The organism is Pseudomonas sp. IT-232MI5, assembly GCF_949767845.1.
GTDB lineage: Bacteria > Pseudomonadota > Gammaproteobacteria > Pseudomonadales > Pseudomonadaceae > Aquipseudomonas.
On record NZ_CATKQE010000011.1, the window covers coordinates 541,986 to 557,084 of the forward strand.

The 15,099-nt window shown below is 58.8% G+C and carries 22 protein-coding genes; 13 read left to right on the forward strand and 9 right to left on the reverse strand.

From position 1 onward, the window contains the following. Positions 1-62 precede the first annotated feature (62 nt). The 8 genes from ACM6JQ_RS11320 to ACM6JQ_RS11355 are packed head-to-tail and all read right to left on the reverse strand — an operon-like array spanning position 63 to position 5,445. Positions 63-425 (reverse strand): Mor transcription activator family protein, encoded by a 363-nt coding sequence (locus ACM6JQ_RS11320; protein WP_016987191.1) that lies wholly within the window; start codon positions 423-425, stop codon positions 63-65. A gap of 31 nt (positions 426-456) precedes the next feature. Beyond that, positions 457-774 (reverse strand): hypothetical protein, encoded by a 318-nt coding sequence (locus ACM6JQ_RS11325; RefSeq protein ID WP_414893794.1) that lies wholly within the window; start codon positions 772-774, stop codon positions 457-459. 1 nt (position 775) lies between these two features. Continuing rightward, positions 776-1,957, reverse strand: coding sequence for an ExeA family protein (locus ACM6JQ_RS11330; RefSeq protein ID WP_414893795.1), 1,182 nt, complete (start codon positions 1,955-1,957; stop codon positions 776-778). Beyond that, positions 1,957-3,720 (reverse strand): integrase, encoded by a 1,764-nt coding sequence (locus tag ACM6JQ_RS11335; RefSeq protein ID WP_414893796.1) that lies wholly within the window; start codon positions 3,718-3,720, stop codon positions 1,957-1,959. The genes ACM6JQ_RS11330 and ACM6JQ_RS11335 overlap by 1 nt, the downstream gene beginning before the upstream one ends. Next, positions 3,717-4,652, reverse strand: coding sequence for a hypothetical protein (locus ACM6JQ_RS11340; protein ID WP_414893797.1), 936 nt, complete (start codon positions 4,650-4,652; stop codon positions 3,717-3,719). Before ACM6JQ_RS11340 ends, ACM6JQ_RS11335 begins: the two co-directional genes overlap by 4 nt. 9 nt (positions 4,653-4,661) lie before the next feature. Beyond that, entirely contained in the window at positions 4,662-4,964 is a 303-nt protein-coding gene (locus tag ACM6JQ_RS11345) for a helix-turn-helix domain-containing protein (RefSeq protein WP_038361108.1), read from the reverse strand. Further along, on the reverse strand, positions 4,961-5,200 hold the full coding sequence (locus tag ACM6JQ_RS11350) for a hypothetical protein (RefSeq protein WP_414893798.1): 240 nt from the start codon (positions 5,198-5,200) through the stop codon (positions 4,961-4,963). The genes ACM6JQ_RS11345 and ACM6JQ_RS11350 overlap by 4 nt, the downstream gene beginning before the upstream one ends. Positions 5,201-5,208: 8 nt before the next feature. Continuing rightward, a complete protein-coding gene (locus ACM6JQ_RS11355) occupies positions 5,209-5,445 on the reverse strand; it encodes a DNA-binding protein (RefSeq protein ID WP_038361110.1) in 237 nt (78 codons plus the stop codon). 219 nt (positions 5,446-5,664) lie between these two features. On the opposite strand from ACM6JQ_RS11355, the gene ACM6JQ_RS11360 reads away from it, so the two are divergent. The 13 genes from ACM6JQ_RS11360 (at position 5,665) to ACM6JQ_RS11420 (ending at position 14,489) form a co-directional block, all read left to right on the forward strand. Next, a complete protein-coding gene (locus tag ACM6JQ_RS11360) occupies positions 5,665-5,994 on the forward strand; it encodes a hypothetical protein (protein ID WP_414893799.1) in 330 nt (109 codons plus the stop codon). Between the two features lie 17 nt (positions 5,995-6,011). After that, positions 6,012-6,425, forward strand: a complete 414-nt coding sequence (locus ACM6JQ_RS11365; protein WP_414893800.1) for a hypothetical protein — start codon at positions 6,012-6,014, stop codon at positions 6,423-6,425. A gap of 78 nt (positions 6,426-6,503) precedes the next feature. Next, positions 6,504-7,160: a hypothetical protein gene (locus ACM6JQ_RS11370; protein ID WP_414893801.1), complete on the forward strand. Its 657-nt coding sequence runs from the start codon at positions 6,504-6,506 to the stop codon at positions 7,158-7,160. Positions 7,161-7,193: 33 nt separating this feature from the next. Continuing rightward, a complete protein-coding gene (locus ACM6JQ_RS11375) occupies positions 7,194-7,709 on the forward strand; it encodes a hypothetical protein (RefSeq protein WP_414893802.1) in 516 nt (171 codons plus the stop codon). Positions 7,710-7,874: 165 nt separating this feature from the next. Beyond that, a complete protein-coding gene (locus tag ACM6JQ_RS11380) occupies positions 7,875-8,180 on the forward strand; it encodes a DUF2730 family protein (protein WP_405123530.1) in 306 nt (101 codons plus the stop codon). Then, complete coding sequence (locus ACM6JQ_RS11385; RefSeq protein WP_414893804.1) at positions 8,177-8,470, forward strand: ArsR family transcriptional regulator; 294 nt, start codon at positions 8,177-8,179, stop codon at positions 8,468-8,470. Before ACM6JQ_RS11380 ends, ACM6JQ_RS11385 begins: the two co-directional genes overlap by 4 nt. Before the next feature lie 2 nt (positions 8,471-8,472). Further along, complete coding sequence (locus tag ACM6JQ_RS11390) at positions 8,473-9,024, forward strand: phage protein Gp27 family protein (RefSeq protein ID WP_038369256.1); 552 nt, start codon at positions 8,473-8,475, stop codon at positions 9,022-9,024. Beyond that, the gene (locus tag ACM6JQ_RS11395) at positions 9,021-10,628 is read left to right on the forward strand and encodes a hypothetical protein (protein WP_414893805.1); all 1,608 of its coding nucleotides are present in this window, start codon (positions 9,021-9,023) and stop codon (positions 10,626-10,628) included. The genes ACM6JQ_RS11390 and ACM6JQ_RS11395 overlap by 4 nt, the downstream gene beginning before the upstream one ends. Beyond that, positions 10,625-12,118 carry a DUF935 domain-containing protein gene (locus ACM6JQ_RS11400; protein ID WP_414893806.1) on the forward strand — a complete coding sequence of 498 codons (1,494 nt, stop codon included), beginning with the start codon at positions 10,625-10,627 and terminating at the stop codon, positions 12,116-12,118. The genes ACM6JQ_RS11395 and ACM6JQ_RS11400 overlap by 4 nt, the downstream gene beginning before the upstream one ends. Position 12,119: 1 nt before the next feature. Beyond that, complete coding sequence (locus ACM6JQ_RS11405) at positions 12,120-12,947, forward strand: phage minor head protein (protein ID WP_414893807.1); 828 nt, start codon at positions 12,120-12,122, stop codon at positions 12,945-12,947. A gap of 168 nt (positions 12,948-13,115) precedes the next feature. Next, a complete protein-coding gene (locus ACM6JQ_RS11410; protein ID WP_414893808.1) occupies positions 13,116-13,592 on the forward strand; it encodes a phage virion morphogenesis protein in 477 nt (158 codons plus the stop codon). A 368-nt stretch (positions 13,593-13,960) separates the two neighbouring features. Next, complete coding sequence (locus tag ACM6JQ_RS11415) at positions 13,961-14,194, forward strand: type II toxin-antitoxin system Phd/YefM family antitoxin (protein WP_338049953.1); 234 nt, start codon at positions 13,961-13,963, stop codon at positions 14,192-14,194. Between the two features lie 10 nt (positions 14,195-14,204). After that, positions 14,205-14,489: a type II toxin-antitoxin system RelE family toxin gene (locus tag ACM6JQ_RS11420; protein ID WP_210701423.1), complete on the forward strand. Its 285-nt coding sequence runs from the start codon at positions 14,205-14,207 to the stop codon at positions 14,487-14,489. 187 nt (positions 14,490-14,676) lie between these two features. Here the strand turns inward: ACM6JQ_RS11420 and ACM6JQ_RS11425 are convergent, their stop codons facing one another. Further along, positions 14,677-15,063: a hypothetical protein gene (locus tag ACM6JQ_RS11425; RefSeq protein WP_414893809.1), complete on the reverse strand. Its 387-nt coding sequence runs from the start codon at positions 15,061-15,063 to the stop codon at positions 14,677-14,679. Positions 15,064-15,099: the final 36 nt, after the last annotated feature.

Sequence of the window (15,099 nt, forward strand, 5' to 3'; positions counted from 1 at the left end):
CCGACCCAAACCGGGACACCCCCTGCAATTCCCTTGCACCCAGCGCAACGAAAAACGCCCCGTCAGTCATCAACCGACGGGGCGAACATATCCACCTGACGACGCGCCACCTCATCCTTGCGCACCGCCTTCACGATCTTATAAATCCACTGCAGCGACACCGCATACTTCCTCGCCAGATCACTATGATTCGTCCCATTGAACTCCTCAAAAATCTGCCGATCCCGCCGACTAAGCTTCCCCGCCAGCCCCATCGGGAAATAGACATTCTGCCCACCCCAATGCGCCGCCATCCGATCGGCCACCTCTTTAGCCACATGCCGAGCCGCCTCATCCTCCATCGACACCAACTCAACCAACGAAGCAGCCACATGCTCCGTCAAATCAACCAACAACTCCGGCCCCTTACTGCGCAAGCCACTCATACCCGTACCGCCGCACGCTCGGGGCCAACAATCATTGCATCTGCCCCCTGGCCAACGTCAGCCAAACCACATCCACCCCGCGAACCGTCACCGAACTACACGTGAACTGCCCCGCAGACGAATAGCGAATCCCACTCAAACAATCCCCGAACCGCACCACAAACAAATCAGCACAGTCCTCATCAATCACCACCTTATTCTCTAATAGCACCTGCTCCTTGATCCCAATGCCGGCCCCACGCAACTCCCGCACCAGCTCATTAAAAGCCGAAAGCATGATTGGAAACCCCTCAGCCAAAATACTCAGCGGCACGCTTCTCAACCGGCTGGTCAGATTCAAAGTCTCCAAATCACACCCCCTTGATGACATCAGCAGACACCTTCGGCACACCCAACTGCACCGCCAAATTCATCGCCGCAATCACCAGATTCCCGATCGCCAACGGATAAAGCAGCGAAACCGTCCCATCCCGCCCACCATGCCGAGTTGGCTGAGACAACCGCGCCACAATCGCCTCAACAGCGCCAGGCTCGATGACATCCCCCAAAGCCTTACCGATCCGATCAAACCGAAACGTCAAAAACTCCCCCAACCGCGAATGATCGACCGGCCCCAGCACCACCCGCTCACAGCGCTGCACCACCTCCCGCACATCCGCATTACGCTCACTCAACTTCACCCCCAACTCCGGCTGGCCGATCATGATGACGCTCACCAACTTCGTGAACCCCACCTCCAACTCCAAAATCCGCTTCAAATGCTTCAGCGTCGGCACCGGCAAACTATGTGCCTCCTCAATCACCAGGCAATGGCGATACCCCGCCGCATGCGACTCCTTCAACGCCCGATGCAACTGAGCAAAGCGCGCCTCAGGACTACTCTTCGGCTTAGCCAACGGCGCCACAGCCGCCATCATCGACTCAGCGATATGCGTACTCTTAAGCGACTTCCCCTTCGAATCGTTATCCTCAGACGCCAACACATAAGGCTCAATAATCAGCACCGGATCATTATTCTCAGCAAGACGATTTACCAGATCCCGGCGAAGCGTACTTTTACCGGCCCCCGATTCCCCCTCAACGGCCAGAAAGCCACCGTGCCGAGCCGTCTGATACATCGCCTCCCGCACATAGCGGATATCCGGACTCACCCACATATCCTGGGCACACTGCAACTCATCAAACGGATCACGAAACAGACCAAACGCCTTACGCGTAGCGGGCTGAAGCGTTTGCTTAGGCAACAACATCGAATCGTCCTCCTTGGACAGCACAACCACAGCAGCCGGAACATCGGCCATCAAACACGGCACAACCGCCTCATCAAAAGCACCCGCAATCGCGGCATCATTCGTCCCACAATCCGCCAGAAAAGAGCGAATACGACCCCGTAACACCTCACCATCCAACTTGCGCGGCCAAAGATTGTGATTCACCAACTGCGCCACCGCCGCACTGCTCACACACAACGACTGCGCCAACGCCGCCTGAGGCCGGCCCATCTCCTGCAAAATCCCTTTCAACTTCAACATCACACACCCCCAACCGAACCGAACGGCCCACGCCTGACCTCAACAGGCCGCTTCAACTCAGCCTCAATCGCCTCAAGATCCTCCTGAGGAACACCCTGCGGAAAACGCTCCAACAACCAGCCGTAAGACTGCGGCGACCACAACTGACCCAACCTCGGCCGCAACCACTTCGCCGCCTCAACCAGACTCAACGGCGCCACCTCAACCGTCGGCGCATCCACATTCAGCGTCGCCCCCCGTCGCGGGAGATAAGCCGGCAAGACCGTATCCTTCACATACTTAAGCGGATCCACACGCCCACCAAATGGCACCGCCTTCGCCTTGCGCGCAGCCAACGCATCCGCCTCCGACAGCGTCCCCGTCGCCAACTGCTCCAACACCTTGCGCGACACCTGCGCCGGCGTCTGCGCATGCTGTTTAAACTGCTCGCCAATCACCGCCGCCGACTCAGCAAAGCCAAACGCATCCACCCCAATCCGCTCGATCACGTGGTACCGCTCACGTCCGTCATCACCCACCAACACCGCAATCGCCGAATCCTTATCCCGCCAGCAATTACGCGTAACCAGCAACTTCTCACCGACCATCACACCCGGCACCGAACTCACATCAAACGACGCCCCGCGAAACGACACCCGCAGCAAATTACTCACCTTGCGGCACTCCGGCGTACACACCGCCAACTCCCGGCACACCTCAACACTTGGCGCCAAGCGCAACTGCTCAGGCGTAATCAACTGCCACACCCCATACCGACTGCGGCGCGTGCGCGTATGAATCGACGTCGAATTGAAAAAAAGCATCCACTGCGTCGCCCACGCATTAATCTGCTCAAGCGTCTTCGCCGGCTGAAACTTCAGCGCACTCTCAAACTCCCGCTCGACCAAATTGTGCGCCTGCTCAACCTGGCCCTTCGCCCGCGCATTCCCGACCCGATTAATCACCAAATCAATCGACAACACCCGGCACAAATTGCGGAAAATCCCACTCGTCATCGCCGCCCCCGGGTCCGTCATCAGCACCCAAGGCACCCCGTGAAAAGGATCCGCCGCACCGCGTTTCTGCATCGCATTAATCAACACGCTGCACAAATTCTCGGCCGACTCCGCCCCCAACACATACTCCACATACAGCGTCCCGCTCGTATGATCCGTCACCACATACCGCCACAACCGCTGGCGCTCAATCCGCTTCAAATTCGCCGGCTTCCCCTCATAAAACTCAGCCTTATGCATCACCCGCGCACCGTCATCCGCCAAATAGAACTGCGTCGAAATCGACGCATCCACCTGCCACACATGATTAGGATGCAAACTGGCCAACGACACCGCCGGGGCGTCCTGCAACAACTGCGACGGATGCAACTTATAAGCAAACAACGCCCGGCAAATCGCACTGCGGCTCATCGGGCGAAACACACCCGTCAACTCATCCACACGGCCCGCCGTAATCAATCCATTACTACGCAAGCGCTCAACCGCCCGCACAATCGTCGACAACTGCTTGTTATTCGCCCGAATCGACTCCAACAACATCGCCGAAATCAACCGAGCCTCCTCAATCGGTAAAACACTGCTGCCCGCATCACGCCGGCGCTTACGCGGCTTCGCCACACATACCGACTTCAAAAGCCGTTGCAGCGTAGAAAGCGACACCCCCAGCTCCGAAACACCCGCCGCATAAATCGCCGAACGCTCGCCATACACCGCCGCATCCAGACGGCGAGCAATCTCCATCAACTGCTGAGCTTGAACAGGATTCATCCCTCAACCTCCGCAGCCGACAACCAAACCGCCGCACCATCCGCCGCACCCAGCAAATTGAACTCACTGCGAACCACGCCCAGCGTCGTCTCCAACTGCCCAATCAACCCGGCCTTAAACACCCGATGATCCTCACCGTCACACGCCAGCGCCGCCAACTTCGCAAACCCCTCCCGTAGCGGCCCCAACACACAACACTCTGCCTCAAACGCAATCGCCGTCACCTCAGCGCGCAACGCCTTCGCCACCTCATCTGCCGGCATCGCCTGCACCTGCTGACGCGAACACTCCAGCGCCCGGCGAGCGCCATCCAACTCACCGGATCGCTTCGCCAGCAACTCGCTCTGCGCCGAATAATCCGCCGCAGCCTCCTCAAGCCGTCGGCCTAACACCGTCGTCTCCCGAGCATGCTGGCCGATCAACTCCTCAGCCAACTCAACAAACGCCTCCTTATCACCGACCCTGGCCACCTCAACCAGCGCTGCCTGCTGGTCCTGCGGCAACTGGCGAAACTGGCGCAACTCGCGGTAGCCAAACCCCATCCGCGACATCGAATCCAACGCCTCCTCACCGAAGGCCCGCACATTCGCAATATCGCGATCCACCTGATCAACCGAACGGCCCAACAGCCCGCAAAACTCCTCCCACGTCCCACTCAACACCTGCGCACCGTGCGGACTTTTACCCCCGGCAATCGCTCGGTAAAGCTTCTTCTCCTTCACAAACGCCAACTTCGAAATCCGCACCGTGCGGGAAAACGCCTCCAACGCACCCGCCATCAGCGACTGACCCAACAACTGATTCACCACATCCCGCTCATCGCCATGCAGCGCCTGCAACGACGCCATCGCATTCTGATCAGCCGTCAACCTCGCGCCATCCAACGCCGGCAACACCAACGCCTCAGCGCAAACACCCTTGCTCCGTGCCATACCGCCTCCTTAAACCCTCGAACCCGCGGCAATCCGCTGATTGATTTCCTGCATCCGTCCCGTCAAACGCGCCATGTGCTCGGCATGCGCCTGCGCCATCTGCAACACCTTCACCGAATGAGCAAAACGCCCGTTATCCAACTTCAGCGCCAAACCTTCCTCAATCAACGTCTGCATCGCCCGCGTAATATTGCTCGGACTGTCCTGCGTCAAAACCGCCAACTCCGCATTACTCAAGCCCGTCACCGTGTGCCCCTTCAACGCCAACAGCACACGCAACACCCGAGCAGACGCCGACACCGGCCGACTCATCGCAACACCCAAGCAAAAGCGGTCAAACACGACACAGCACGCACAACAAAATCAGGTAAATTGCCCCCCTCAAAACCGAAGGCCCGCACCCGCCACCTATTAAGCAGCCCACGCGTCACCGCAAAAAAAGTGGCAAATAGTGTGTTTTTTGTAGGAAAACTCTCTTTTTCATCCGTGCGCAGTCTCGGCAAACAAATAAAAGCGGTAGATTCCCCATAACCGATATGATTTTTCATCCAGAGCCTCACGCCACAAAACGCGAAGACTCAAGAGCCGACGCCGGGTCCACACAAATCTCCCCGGCCTTAAGCCCCAACTTGATCGCAATCTCATGCGTCTGACCGCGCACACACTTCTTGCGCCCACCCAACACCTCAAACACCAGGTTGGGCGAAAAACGATTCGCGATCGCCCACTGAGTAATCGAAACACCCTTGGCCCTAAGCTCAGCTTTAGCCTCATCCGCAGTACGTAGCGTCATAAAATCCCTCCGGGGAAACAGCACCCGCCTTGGTGCCGATAAAGTTGCCGTTCGTGGTCGGACGGTGTGAACGAATGATGGAACCGAACGGTTCCCATGTAAAAGGATTTTGGTAACCGAATGGTTTCCTTTTGTGAGCGACTACGCGGCGAGCGGACACGGCTAGGCCTCAACCAAACCGACTTCGCAGCCCTGGCCGGCGTAACCAAAAAAACCCAAATGCTCTACGAAGCAGGCGACCGCGTCCCCGACGCCCACTACATGGCCGCCATCGCCCAAGCCGGCGCCGACCTCTACTTCATCATCACCGGCCAAAAAGTCCTCGTCCCCACCCCCGACGCAGCAGCCCCCACCTGGGCGCCCATCGACGGCGAAAAACTCGGACGAATCATCGAAATGCTCGAAGCCGCCGCCAAACAAGCCGGCCGGCGTTGGCCATCAAAAAAACTGGCCGAAGTGGCCGCAGAGATCTACAACGCGCTGGGCCACGAACAACAGTTCGACCAGCCCCGCGTTGAGCGCATATTGAAATTGGTAATAAATCGCTGAAATAGCAAAGGAGAACTATGCCAAGCGAGGACGGAGACCTGGTCAGCAAACTATCAGCCAGGCTTTCAGAGGAAATACAAAACCTCCCCATGGATGGAAAAGACCATCAACTCACCATCAAAATCAAAGGCAACCGCGGCCAAATCAACCTCGGCCACCACACCCTAAAACACCCGCCACCCCAACCCAGCGAACGACAGTGCCTGCACTGCGACCACAACCCCCACGACGACATCACTGCCCATAAAAACGCCCTGACACAGCAACACAACAACCACCGGTTCATACTCAAAACCTGCGTAGCCTGCATCGGCATCGCCGCCCTCAGCTACTCAATCAAAGACCACCTGCCCGAAGCCCTCAAAACCTACGCCCTCATCGCCACAGGCGTATTTGCAGGCCTGGCCTTCATGCTCGTCGCATCCCACTAAATGCCCCAACCACAGACGGTGTCACCACCGTCGCCCACGCAGCACCCACGGACGAAACGCCCCAAGAAGGAAGCACCAATGGACCAGAATAAAAACAACGCAAAAACAGAAAAAACCACCGCGCAAAAAGTCGCGTTAGCGGTGTCATGGATCATCGTCGCCGCCAGCGTTTGGTATTGGCTCAGCCCGAGCGCCACCACTCCAATAGAACCCGCTATTGCCCAAACTGCCGAGCAGCAGGCGCCCACCGTCTACACCAGCGCCAGCCCCCAAGCCCTAGCCAGCGCCACCCAATACTTGGCAGACCTCGACAGCGCTATGAGCCGAGGTGTGCAGATCCTCAAAGCCAACAACCTCAAACACCTATCGGCCCACAGCCAATACTTCAAAGCCCTGCGTGAAACCGGTCAGGCGCAGTTCGGTCGTTCCGTATTCGAACCGCTGGGCCACTGCGCCTCAGCCGGGATCTACGCCAATGGCTGGTGGTTGGCCCAAGTCAGCACCGTGCGCCGGACAGGTAAAGAGACCGTTCCTGGCGAGATCCAAAGCCATCTAGATCAGTTCCAATCCAGTCGAGAAGAGTGCTTAATAACTCTCGATCCTTCCGCCGAAATGGCTACAAGTAACAAGGGTGTTGAGGGCAACAGCAACAAAGATTGCCTCACCATTTTCACCCTCGATGCCCAAACAAACGAAGTGGTAGAAAAAGCAAAACCTGCTCATTGCAGCATCTGATACGCCTTCCATGGAAACAGGAGCCAGCGACAAATGTTCGACGACCTCATGAAAGACAATTGCTTTGTCATAGATGCAAACGGAAACAAATCGGGGCCTTTCAAAACGGCCTTCACAAGAAGAAACAGCATCCGAATCTTTGATCCTAATTTCGAAGCTCAAGAAGGCGACTCGCTGATTCAACCTCTGCCCAACGGCAAAGAATTGTCCTTTCTCATTACAGGCACGAGCTACCAATCAGGCTTAGACGACGACATTCCGGGCAACTGGCAAGTGGTTTATGCAAAAGGTGGTACCCAACCCAAGCAGCCACAAGTCATAAACCCAACCTACAACTTCCATGGCGCTAACAACGTTCAGATCGGCGACAACAACATCCAGAACATTCGTAGCGCGGTCGAAACGTTGGTTCACGGCATCAACAACGCCCAGACAACACCAGAAGAAAAAGACAAGGCCAAGGGACTGCTCCGCACCTTTCTCGAGAACCCAACCACCGCCTCAGTATTAGGCGCAGCGGCAACCGGCGTACTCGCATTACTCGGCTAACACCGTTCTCCCTAAACCCAATTAAAAGCCCTCCAACCCCACGCCGCCCACCATAGCGGCGTGAGTATTTCTGGCCCCCGCAACCCCCGGGGCGCCCTGACCGGAGGCAACCCCCATGCGCCCGCAATCCCCCCGCAACACCCCCGACACCCCGCGGGGCACCCCATGACCCACCAAGACCTCACCGCCGGCCTGCAAATCGCCGAATGGCTCATCCTCGCCATCCTCAGCCTCTACACCTGGCTCGCCAAACGCCAAGCCGCCAGCGCCCACCAACTGCTCCACCTCAACACCCGCATCGTCGCCCTCGAAGAACACGTCCGCCACCTCCCAGACCAAAGCGCCATCGCCGACCTGCTCGGCGACATGAAAGCCATCCGCGCCGAACTCACCGGCGTCAAAGACGCCCTCAGCCCACTGGCCCGCGCCCTCGACCGCATCAACGACTACCTGCTGCGAGAAAAACCATGAACACCTACATCGACTACCTGCGCCACGACATCCGCCTCGTCCTCCTGCGCCTGCTCGCCGACATGCCCGGCTACCGCGCCAACAGCTCCGTCCTCAACACCGCCCTCGACCACCACGGCCACAGCACCAGCCGCGACCAGACCAAAACCGAACTCCACTGGCTCGCCGAACAACACGCCATCACCCTCAACGACATCGGCCCCATCCTCGTCGCCACCCTCACCGAACGCGGCCAAGACATCGCCGCCGGCCGCGCCCGAGTGCCCGGCATCCAACGGCCCGGAGCCTGACCATGGCCGGCAAATCCACCATCAACCGCCTGCCCGCCGACGTCAAAGCCTACCTGCACAAACTCCTGCGCGAAGACCGCCACACCCTCGACGCCATGCTCGCCGACCTCCAGGCCCGCTTCCCCAGCGCAACGCCGCCCAGCCGCAGCGCCCTCAGCCGCTTCAAAATCGGCTTCGACCAACTCACCGACAAAGCCCGCCAACAACGGCAAATGGCCGAAGCCTTCGTCGGCGCCTTCGGCGAAGACGCCACCGACAAAACCGGCGTCCTCCTCATCGAAGCCATCTCGACCCTGACCTACCAAGCCGCCCTCGGCGCCCACGAAAAAGACGACATCACCATCGCCGAAATCAGCGCCCTGGCCCGCGCCGCCAAAGCCACCATGGAAGCCCGCACCCTCAGCGTCAAAGAACGCCAAGCCATCGAACACGCCACCCGCCAACGCCTCCTGCAAGAACAAGCCGCCGCCCTCGACAACGCCGTCAAAGCCAAAGGCATGACCGAAGACCAAGCACAGTACTGGCGCCAAACCTTCCTCGGCGTCAAACCATGACCCCAGCCGCCAGCACACTGCGCGTCATCGAATGGGACGAACTGCCGCCCAGCGTTCGCCAGATCCCCGAAGGCTACAACCCACAAGCCCAAGACCTGCTCATGGCCCACCAAAGCCAATGGCTCGCCATCCACGCCCAAATCAAACTCTGTGAAAAAGGCCGGCGCACCGGCATCACCTTCGCCGAAGCCCTCGACAGCGTCATCACCGCCGCCTCCCAAAAAGCCGCCGCCGGCATGGACTGCTACTACATCGGCGACACCAAAGAAAAAGGCCTGGAATTCATCGGCTATTGCGCCAAATTCAGCCGCGTCATGGCCCAAGCCCAAGCCGCCGGCGCCAGCCAGATCGAAGAGTTTCTATTCCAGGACCAAGACCAAACCGGCCACACCCGCCACATCAACGCCTACCGCATCCGCTACGCCTCAGGCTTCAAAATCGTCGCGCTCTCCAGCAACCCCGCCAGCGTCCGTGGCCTGCAAGGCAAAGTCATCATCGACGAAGCCGCCTTCCACCGAAACGTCAGCGCCGTCCTCGACGCCGCAACCGCGCTACTCATCTGGGGCGGGCGCATCGTCATCATCAGTACCCACAACGGCAAAGCCAACGCCTTCAACCAAATGGTCAGCGACATCCGCGACAAACGCTACGGCGACAGCGCCCAGGTCTACCGCGCCACCTTCGACGACGCCGTCGCCAACGGCCTCTACGAACGCGTCTGCTACATGGCAGGGGAGGCGCCAACAGCCGAAGGCAAACACACCTGGTACAAAAAAATCCGCAACGCCTACGGCCCGCGCAAAGCGCAAATGCGCGAAGAACTCGACGCCATCCCCCGCGACGGCAACGGCGTCTGCATCCCCGGCGTCTGGATCGACGAAGCCATGCGCCCCGGCCGCAGCGTCCTGCGCCTGGCCCTCGACGACGCCTTCACCCAACAACCCATCCACCGCCGCGAAGCCTACGTAACCGACTGGATCGGCCGCCACCTCAGCCCCGTCATGCGCCAAGCACTCGCGCCGACCCTGCGCCACTTCCTCGGCATGGACTACGCCCGGCACCGCGACTTCTCCATCATCTGCCCCATGTCCGTCGACCAAACCCGGCACCGCGACATACCCTTCGTCATCGAGCTGCACAAAGTGCCCACTCGCCAGCAAAAACAAATCCTCTTCCACCTCCTGCGCGGGCTGCCACGCTTCATCGGCGCCGCCCTCGACGCCACCGGCAACGGCGAAACCCTCGCCGAAGAAACCGCCGACACCTTCGGCCATAACCGCATCCACCAGGTGAAAATCAGCCGCACCTGGTACGGCGCCTGGATGCCCAAATTCGTCCAACTCTTCGAAGACGCGCACCTCACGCTGCCGCGTGACGATTCCTTACACCAAGACCTGCGCGCCATCGAAACCATCGACGGCATCCCCATGATCAGCAAAGCCCGCCAACAAGACCTCAAAGACCCCGACCTCTACCGCCACGGCGACTTCGCCGGCGCCGGCGCCTTGGCCCACTTCGCCACACTCGAAGTCGCCTGTGGCCCCATCACCGTCAAATCACGGCGCCCACGCCAGGGCCCACGCATCACCCAAGGGTACGCATGAACAACCAAGGCCTATGGATCAGTCCCACCGAATTCGTCAGCTTCACCGAAGCCAAACGCAACCCCGCACTCAAGCGTCACATCGCCACCCGCAGCCGCGCCGAAACAGCCACCTTCGGCGCCCACCTGCCAAACCCCGACCCCATCCTCAAAGCCCAAGGCAAAGACATCAAGGTCTACCGCGACCTGCGCAGCAGCGCACTCGTCGGCGGCAACATCCGCCGCCGCAAAGCCGCCGTCCTCTCACTGGAGCGCGGCCTCAAACGCGGTGGCGCAAGCCCCAAAATCGAACGTTTCATCAGCGACTGGCTCGCCGACCTCGACCTCGATCGCATCCTGCGCGAACTGCTCGACGCCCCCTTATACGGCTACCAGCCACTCGAACTCATGTGGCAGCCCCTTGGTCGGCACCTCGTGCCCCAAGACCTGCTCGGCAAACCCGCCGAATGGTTCTTCTACGATCAGCACAACGCACTGCGCTTTCGAGCCAAAGACGCCGGCCCCGACGGCCAACCCTGCGACCCGCAACGCATCATCGTCGCCCGCCAAGACGCCACCTACGCCAACCCCTACGGCTTCCCCGACCTCAGCATGTGCTTCTGGCCCGCCACCTTCATGCGCGGCGGCCTAAAATACTGGGTTCAATTCACCGAGAAATACGGCAGCCCCTGGGTCATCGGCAAACACCCACGCGGCGCCACCGACGACGAAACCAACCTGCTGCTCGACAGCCTCGAAGCCATGGTCCAAGACGCCGTCGCCGCCATCCCCGACGACGCCAGCGTCCAAATCATCGAAGCCGCCGGCAAAGCCGGCAGCGCCGACGTCTACCGCCAACTGCTCGAGTACTGCCGCAGCGAAATCAACGTCGCCATGCTCGGCCAAAACCAGACCACCGAAAAAGACAGCAACCGCGCCAGCGCCACGGCCGGCGTCGAAGTCACCCAAGACATCCGCGACGGCGACGCCAGCATCGCCGCCGCCGCACTCAACGCCTGCATCCGCCACGTCGTCGACCTCAACTTCGGCCCCCACATCGCCGCCCCTGACTACCAACTGTGGCAACAAGAAGAAATCGACAAAAGCCTCGCCCAACGCGACAAAGCCCTCACCGAATCCGGCGTCAAATTCAGCAACGCCTACTGGCAACGCACCTACAACCTGCAAGACGGCGACCTCCAGCAAACCCCAGCCACCGCCGACACACCGGCCTTCGCCGAACCCACCCACAGGCCAGCAAGCGACCAAACCGCCCTCGACCACGCCATCAACCGCCTGCCGCCCGAAACCCTGCAACAACACACCGGGCAAGCCATCGCCCCCTTGATCCAAGCCCTGCAGCAAAGCCACGACCCCACACACGCCCTCGGCTTACTCGCCGAAGCCTACCCACACATGGACAGCCAAGCCCTCCAACAACACCTCACCCAACTCAACGTCATCGCCAACACCTGGGGCCGCCTCAGCGCCATCGCCGACAGAGAAGACTGACATGGCCACCCACACCAACACCCTCAACCCCATCGACCTCCAAGCCATCTTCGATCTGGAACCCGCCAACGCCATCGCCTACCTAAAAGCCAAGGGCTACGCCATCACCTGGCACTGGCAAGACCAACTCGACCACGCCCACCACCAAGCCTTCACCGTCGCCAAAGCCATGCGCCTGGACCTGCTCACCGACATCCGCGCCGCCCTCGAAACAGCCCTGCAACAAGGCCAGACCCTCAAACAATTCACCGCCCACCTAACACCCACCCTGCAAGCCCAAGGCTGGTGGGGCAAACAAATCATCATCAACACAGAGGGCACCGCCGACCCCGTCCAACTCGGCAGCCCACGCCGCCTAAAAATCATCTACCAAACCAACCTGCAAAGCGCCTACATGGCCGGTCGCAAAACCAGCATGGAAGCCAGCACCGACACCCACCCGTACTGGATGCTCGTCGCTACCCTCGACGGCAAAACCCGCCCCAGCCACCGCGCACTCCACGGCCAAGTCTTCCGCCACGACGACCCCATCTGGCAATTCATCTACCCACCCAACGGCTTCAACTGCCGCTGCCGCGTCGTCGCCCTGACCGAAGCCGCCGTCAAACGCCGAGGCCTCACCGTCCAAACCAGCCAAGGCCGCACCTTCACCGAAACCATAGAAACCGGCCTCAACAAACACACCGGCGAAATCCGAACCGCCACCGTCACCGGCCTACGCCTCACCAACGCCCAAGGCCACAACATCACCTTTCGAACCGACCCCGGCTTCAACCACGCCCCCGGCACAGCCCTAAAACAAACCACCAACGACTACCCACCCAACTGACACACCGTATCCCCCTGTAGGAGTGAGCCTGCTCGCGAAAGCGCACAACCAGCCACCGCAACACCAAAGCCGAACTCTCACCCCTGTAGGCGCCGGCGAAGCCTGCGATCTTTGATCCTGACCAACCAACCCCACCCACAACCCCATCACCCAAAAACAAAGCCCCCCATGCTCACCATCGAACTAAAACACCAACACCTACAACAAACCCTCGACCAAATCGAAGACGCCATCGGCGACCTCACACCCCTGATGCAATCCATCGCAGCAGAACTCGCCAGCCAAACCGAAGAAAACTTCGAACACGAAGGCCGCCCTGAGTGGCCCGAACTCTCGGATGTCACCACTGAGAAACGTGCGGAGCACGGCCACTGGCCGGGGCAGATCCTGCAGGTGAGTGCTGCTGGTTTGGCGGCATCGATAACCACGCGCGCAACCGACAGGTCGGCCATGGTTGGCAGCAACAAACCGTATGCGGCCATGATGCAATTCGGCGGGGAACGGGTAGATTTCCCGCAGCTATGGGGTGACATACCAGCGAGACCATACTTGCCAGTAAGCAACGCTGGAGATCTGCAAGCAGAGGCAGAAGAGGCTGTTTTGATTATGTGTCTTGATCACTTGAGAAAGTCGGGGGATTCATAGGGATAGAAAGCGTGGCCTAGAGTGATTGTCGTGACGATGCTGTGTAGACCACTGGTCGGCGCGGATGATGATGCACATTGTATTGCGCGTGATCATGCGCAATACTTTGCGTGCATCGACGCTCAGCGCTTCCTGATCTTACGACGACTAACTACGAACCTACGAACCTACGAACCTACGAATCTACGAATCTACGAATCTACGAACCTACGAATCTACGAACCTACGAACCTACGAACCTACGAACCTACGAACCTACGAATCTACGAATCTACGAACCTACGAACGACTACTGAGTTGATGATTGAAGGAACAACAGCATGAGTGCACTCCTAAACCGAGCTGAGCAGGCAGTGTCCGCCACTGCTATGGCACGCAGTTTTGGAGCGCGATTGAAAGATGTCGCCAGTGGGGAAGTGACCCATTTGGTGATATTCAAGGACAACGAACCAGCAGCCGTTCTGGTAGGGGTCGACGCCTACCAGGCACTGCAGGACGAACTTGAAGATCTGCGCTCGGAACTACTGGCCATCGAACGCCTGCCCAGCCTCGACAACACTGTCACAGTGAGCCTTGAAGACATGGAGGCTCGCTTTAGTTAGGCAAACGCAGATGAACTGGAATGTTCGGTTTCACCCAGCTGTAGAAAATGATCTCAAACAGCTCGGAAGCGCCGAAGCGAAACGTGTCCTGAAGGTCGTTCGGGAGCGCATCGCCACAGGAGAGCCCGACAAGATCGGCAAACCCCTTCGGGGGGCCTTGGCCGGATACCGCCGGATAAGGACTGGAGATGTACGAATCGTTTACCGCGTGAACGGTACTGAAATCATTTTGGTGTTGTGCGTTGGTGCTCGTCGAGATGAAGAGGTATACGACTCCGCGACAAAACGAGTCTGATTAAAAACCCGCTTCGGCGGGTTGTTTTATTTTTCAGCCTAGACAATAAACTCCTTTGGCAAGGAAAGGGATATCGCCAGGCACGATAGCCGCACCTCAACCGTCAACAAATGATATCTGCCAGGTGAATGACCAACAGTATGGGGCATACCTTAATCACCCCATACACGTCGCTCAAATTATGCAGTTAAAGCTCTGCTTTACCCCATTCCCGTACTAATTCTGTTAAGCCCGAGAAGTTTTTCACTTGATGTGTTCGAGACGTCGTTAGATGAAAATACCTCCAGCAGTGAGCGAGGCAGTCTCCCCAAGTCATTCCTGAATCATCTAAATAGTCGTCAAAACCGTCTGAAGGCTTGCAGACGGTCGTATTGATGACGAGCGCGTTCAATAGGGGTAACTTGTTGTCGCGACAAAAATCACCCACAGCGCCTGCGTAACGGCCAGCCATATTATGGCTAAGGCCAAAAGCATTTTCTAATTCGTTGTAAGGCACTACTCGCTTAGCTTGAGCAGCAAGAATTAGATAGCGCAGGATATTAGAAAAGGTATCGAGCTTAAAGTAGGCAGGCATAATCAATCTCCATAGAGAGTGTATACAGAGGTCAAG

Excerpts from the sequence above, each read along its gene's own strand:
- ACM6JQ_RS11345 (WP_038361108.1), bottom strand. The coding sequence starts at position 4,964 with ATGAGTCGGCCGGTGTCGGCGTCTGCTCGGGTGTTGCGTGTGCTGTTG.
- ACM6JQ_RS11395 (WP_414893805.1), top strand. The coding sequence starts at position 9,021 with ATGACCCCAGCCGCCAGCACACTGCGCGTCATCGAATGGGACGAACTG.
- ACM6JQ_RS11350 (WP_414893798.1), bottom strand. The coding sequence starts at position 5,200 with ATGAAAAATCATATCGGTTATGGGGAATCTACCGCTTTTATTTGTTTG.
- ACM6JQ_RS11355 (WP_038361110.1), bottom strand. The coding sequence starts at position 5,445 with ATGACGCTACGTACTGCGGATGAGGCTAAAGCTGAGCTTAGGGCCAAG.
- ACM6JQ_RS11370 (WP_414893801.1), top strand. The coding sequence starts at position 6,504 with ATGGACCAGAATAAAAACAACGCAAAAACAGAAAAAACCACCGCGCAA.
- ACM6JQ_RS11415 (WP_338049953.1), top strand. The coding sequence starts at position 13,961 with ATGGCACGCAGTTTTGGAGCGCGATTGAAAGATGTCGCCAGTGGGGAA.
- ACM6JQ_RS11385 (WP_414893804.1), top strand. The coding sequence starts at position 8,177 with ATGAACACCTACATCGACTACCTGCGCCACGACATCCGCCTCGTCCTC.
- ACM6JQ_RS11360 (WP_414893799.1), top strand. The coding sequence starts at position 5,665 with ATGCTCTACGAAGCAGGCGACCGCGTCCCCGACGCCCACTACATGGCC.
- ACM6JQ_RS11405 (WP_414893807.1), top strand. The coding sequence starts at position 12,120 with ATGGCCACCCACACCAACACCCTCAACCCCATCGACCTCCAAGCCATC.
- ACM6JQ_RS11400 (WP_414893806.1), top strand. The coding sequence starts at position 10,625 with ATGAACAACCAAGGCCTATGGATCAGTCCCACCGAATTCGTCAGCTTC.
- ACM6JQ_RS11410 (WP_414893808.1), top strand. The coding sequence starts at position 13,116 with ATGCTCACCATCGAACTAAAACACCAACACCTACAACAAACCCTCGAC.
- ACM6JQ_RS11390 (WP_038369256.1), top strand. The coding sequence starts at position 8,473 with ATGGCCGGCAAATCCACCATCAACCGCCTGCCCGCCGACGTCAAAGCC.
- ACM6JQ_RS11365 (WP_414893800.1), top strand. The coding sequence starts at position 6,012 with ATGCCAAGCGAGGACGGAGACCTGGTCAGCAAACTATCAGCCAGGCTT.
- ACM6JQ_RS11340 (WP_414893797.1), bottom strand. The coding sequence starts at position 4,652 with ATGGCACGGAGCAAGGGTGTTTGCGCTGAGGCGTTGGTGTTGCCGGCG.
- ACM6JQ_RS11330 (WP_414893795.1), bottom strand. The coding sequence starts at position 1,957 with ATGTTGAAGTTGAAAGGGATTTTGCAGGAGATGGGCCGGCCTCAGGCG.
- ACM6JQ_RS11375 (WP_414893802.1), top strand. The coding sequence starts at position 7,194 with ATGTTCGACGACCTCATGAAAGACAATTGCTTTGTCATAGATGCAAAC.
- ACM6JQ_RS11380 (WP_405123530.1), top strand. The coding sequence starts at position 7,875 with ATGACCCACCAAGACCTCACCGCCGGCCTGCAAATCGCCGAATGGCTC.
- ACM6JQ_RS11420 (WP_210701423.1), top strand. The coding sequence starts at position 14,205 with ATGAACTGGAATGTTCGGTTTCACCCAGCTGTAGAAAATGATCTCAAA.
- ACM6JQ_RS11335 (WP_414893796.1), bottom strand. The coding sequence starts at position 3,720 with ATGAATCCTGTTCAAGCTCAGCAGTTGATGGAGATTGCTCGCCGTCTG.
- ACM6JQ_RS11425 (WP_414893809.1), bottom strand. The coding sequence starts at position 15,063 with ATGCCTGCCTACTTTAAGCTCGATACCTTTTCTAATATCCTGCGCTAT.
- ACM6JQ_RS11320 (WP_016987191.1), bottom strand. The coding sequence starts at position 425 with ATGAGTGGCTTGCGCAGTAAGGGGCCGGAGTTGTTGGTTGATTTGACG.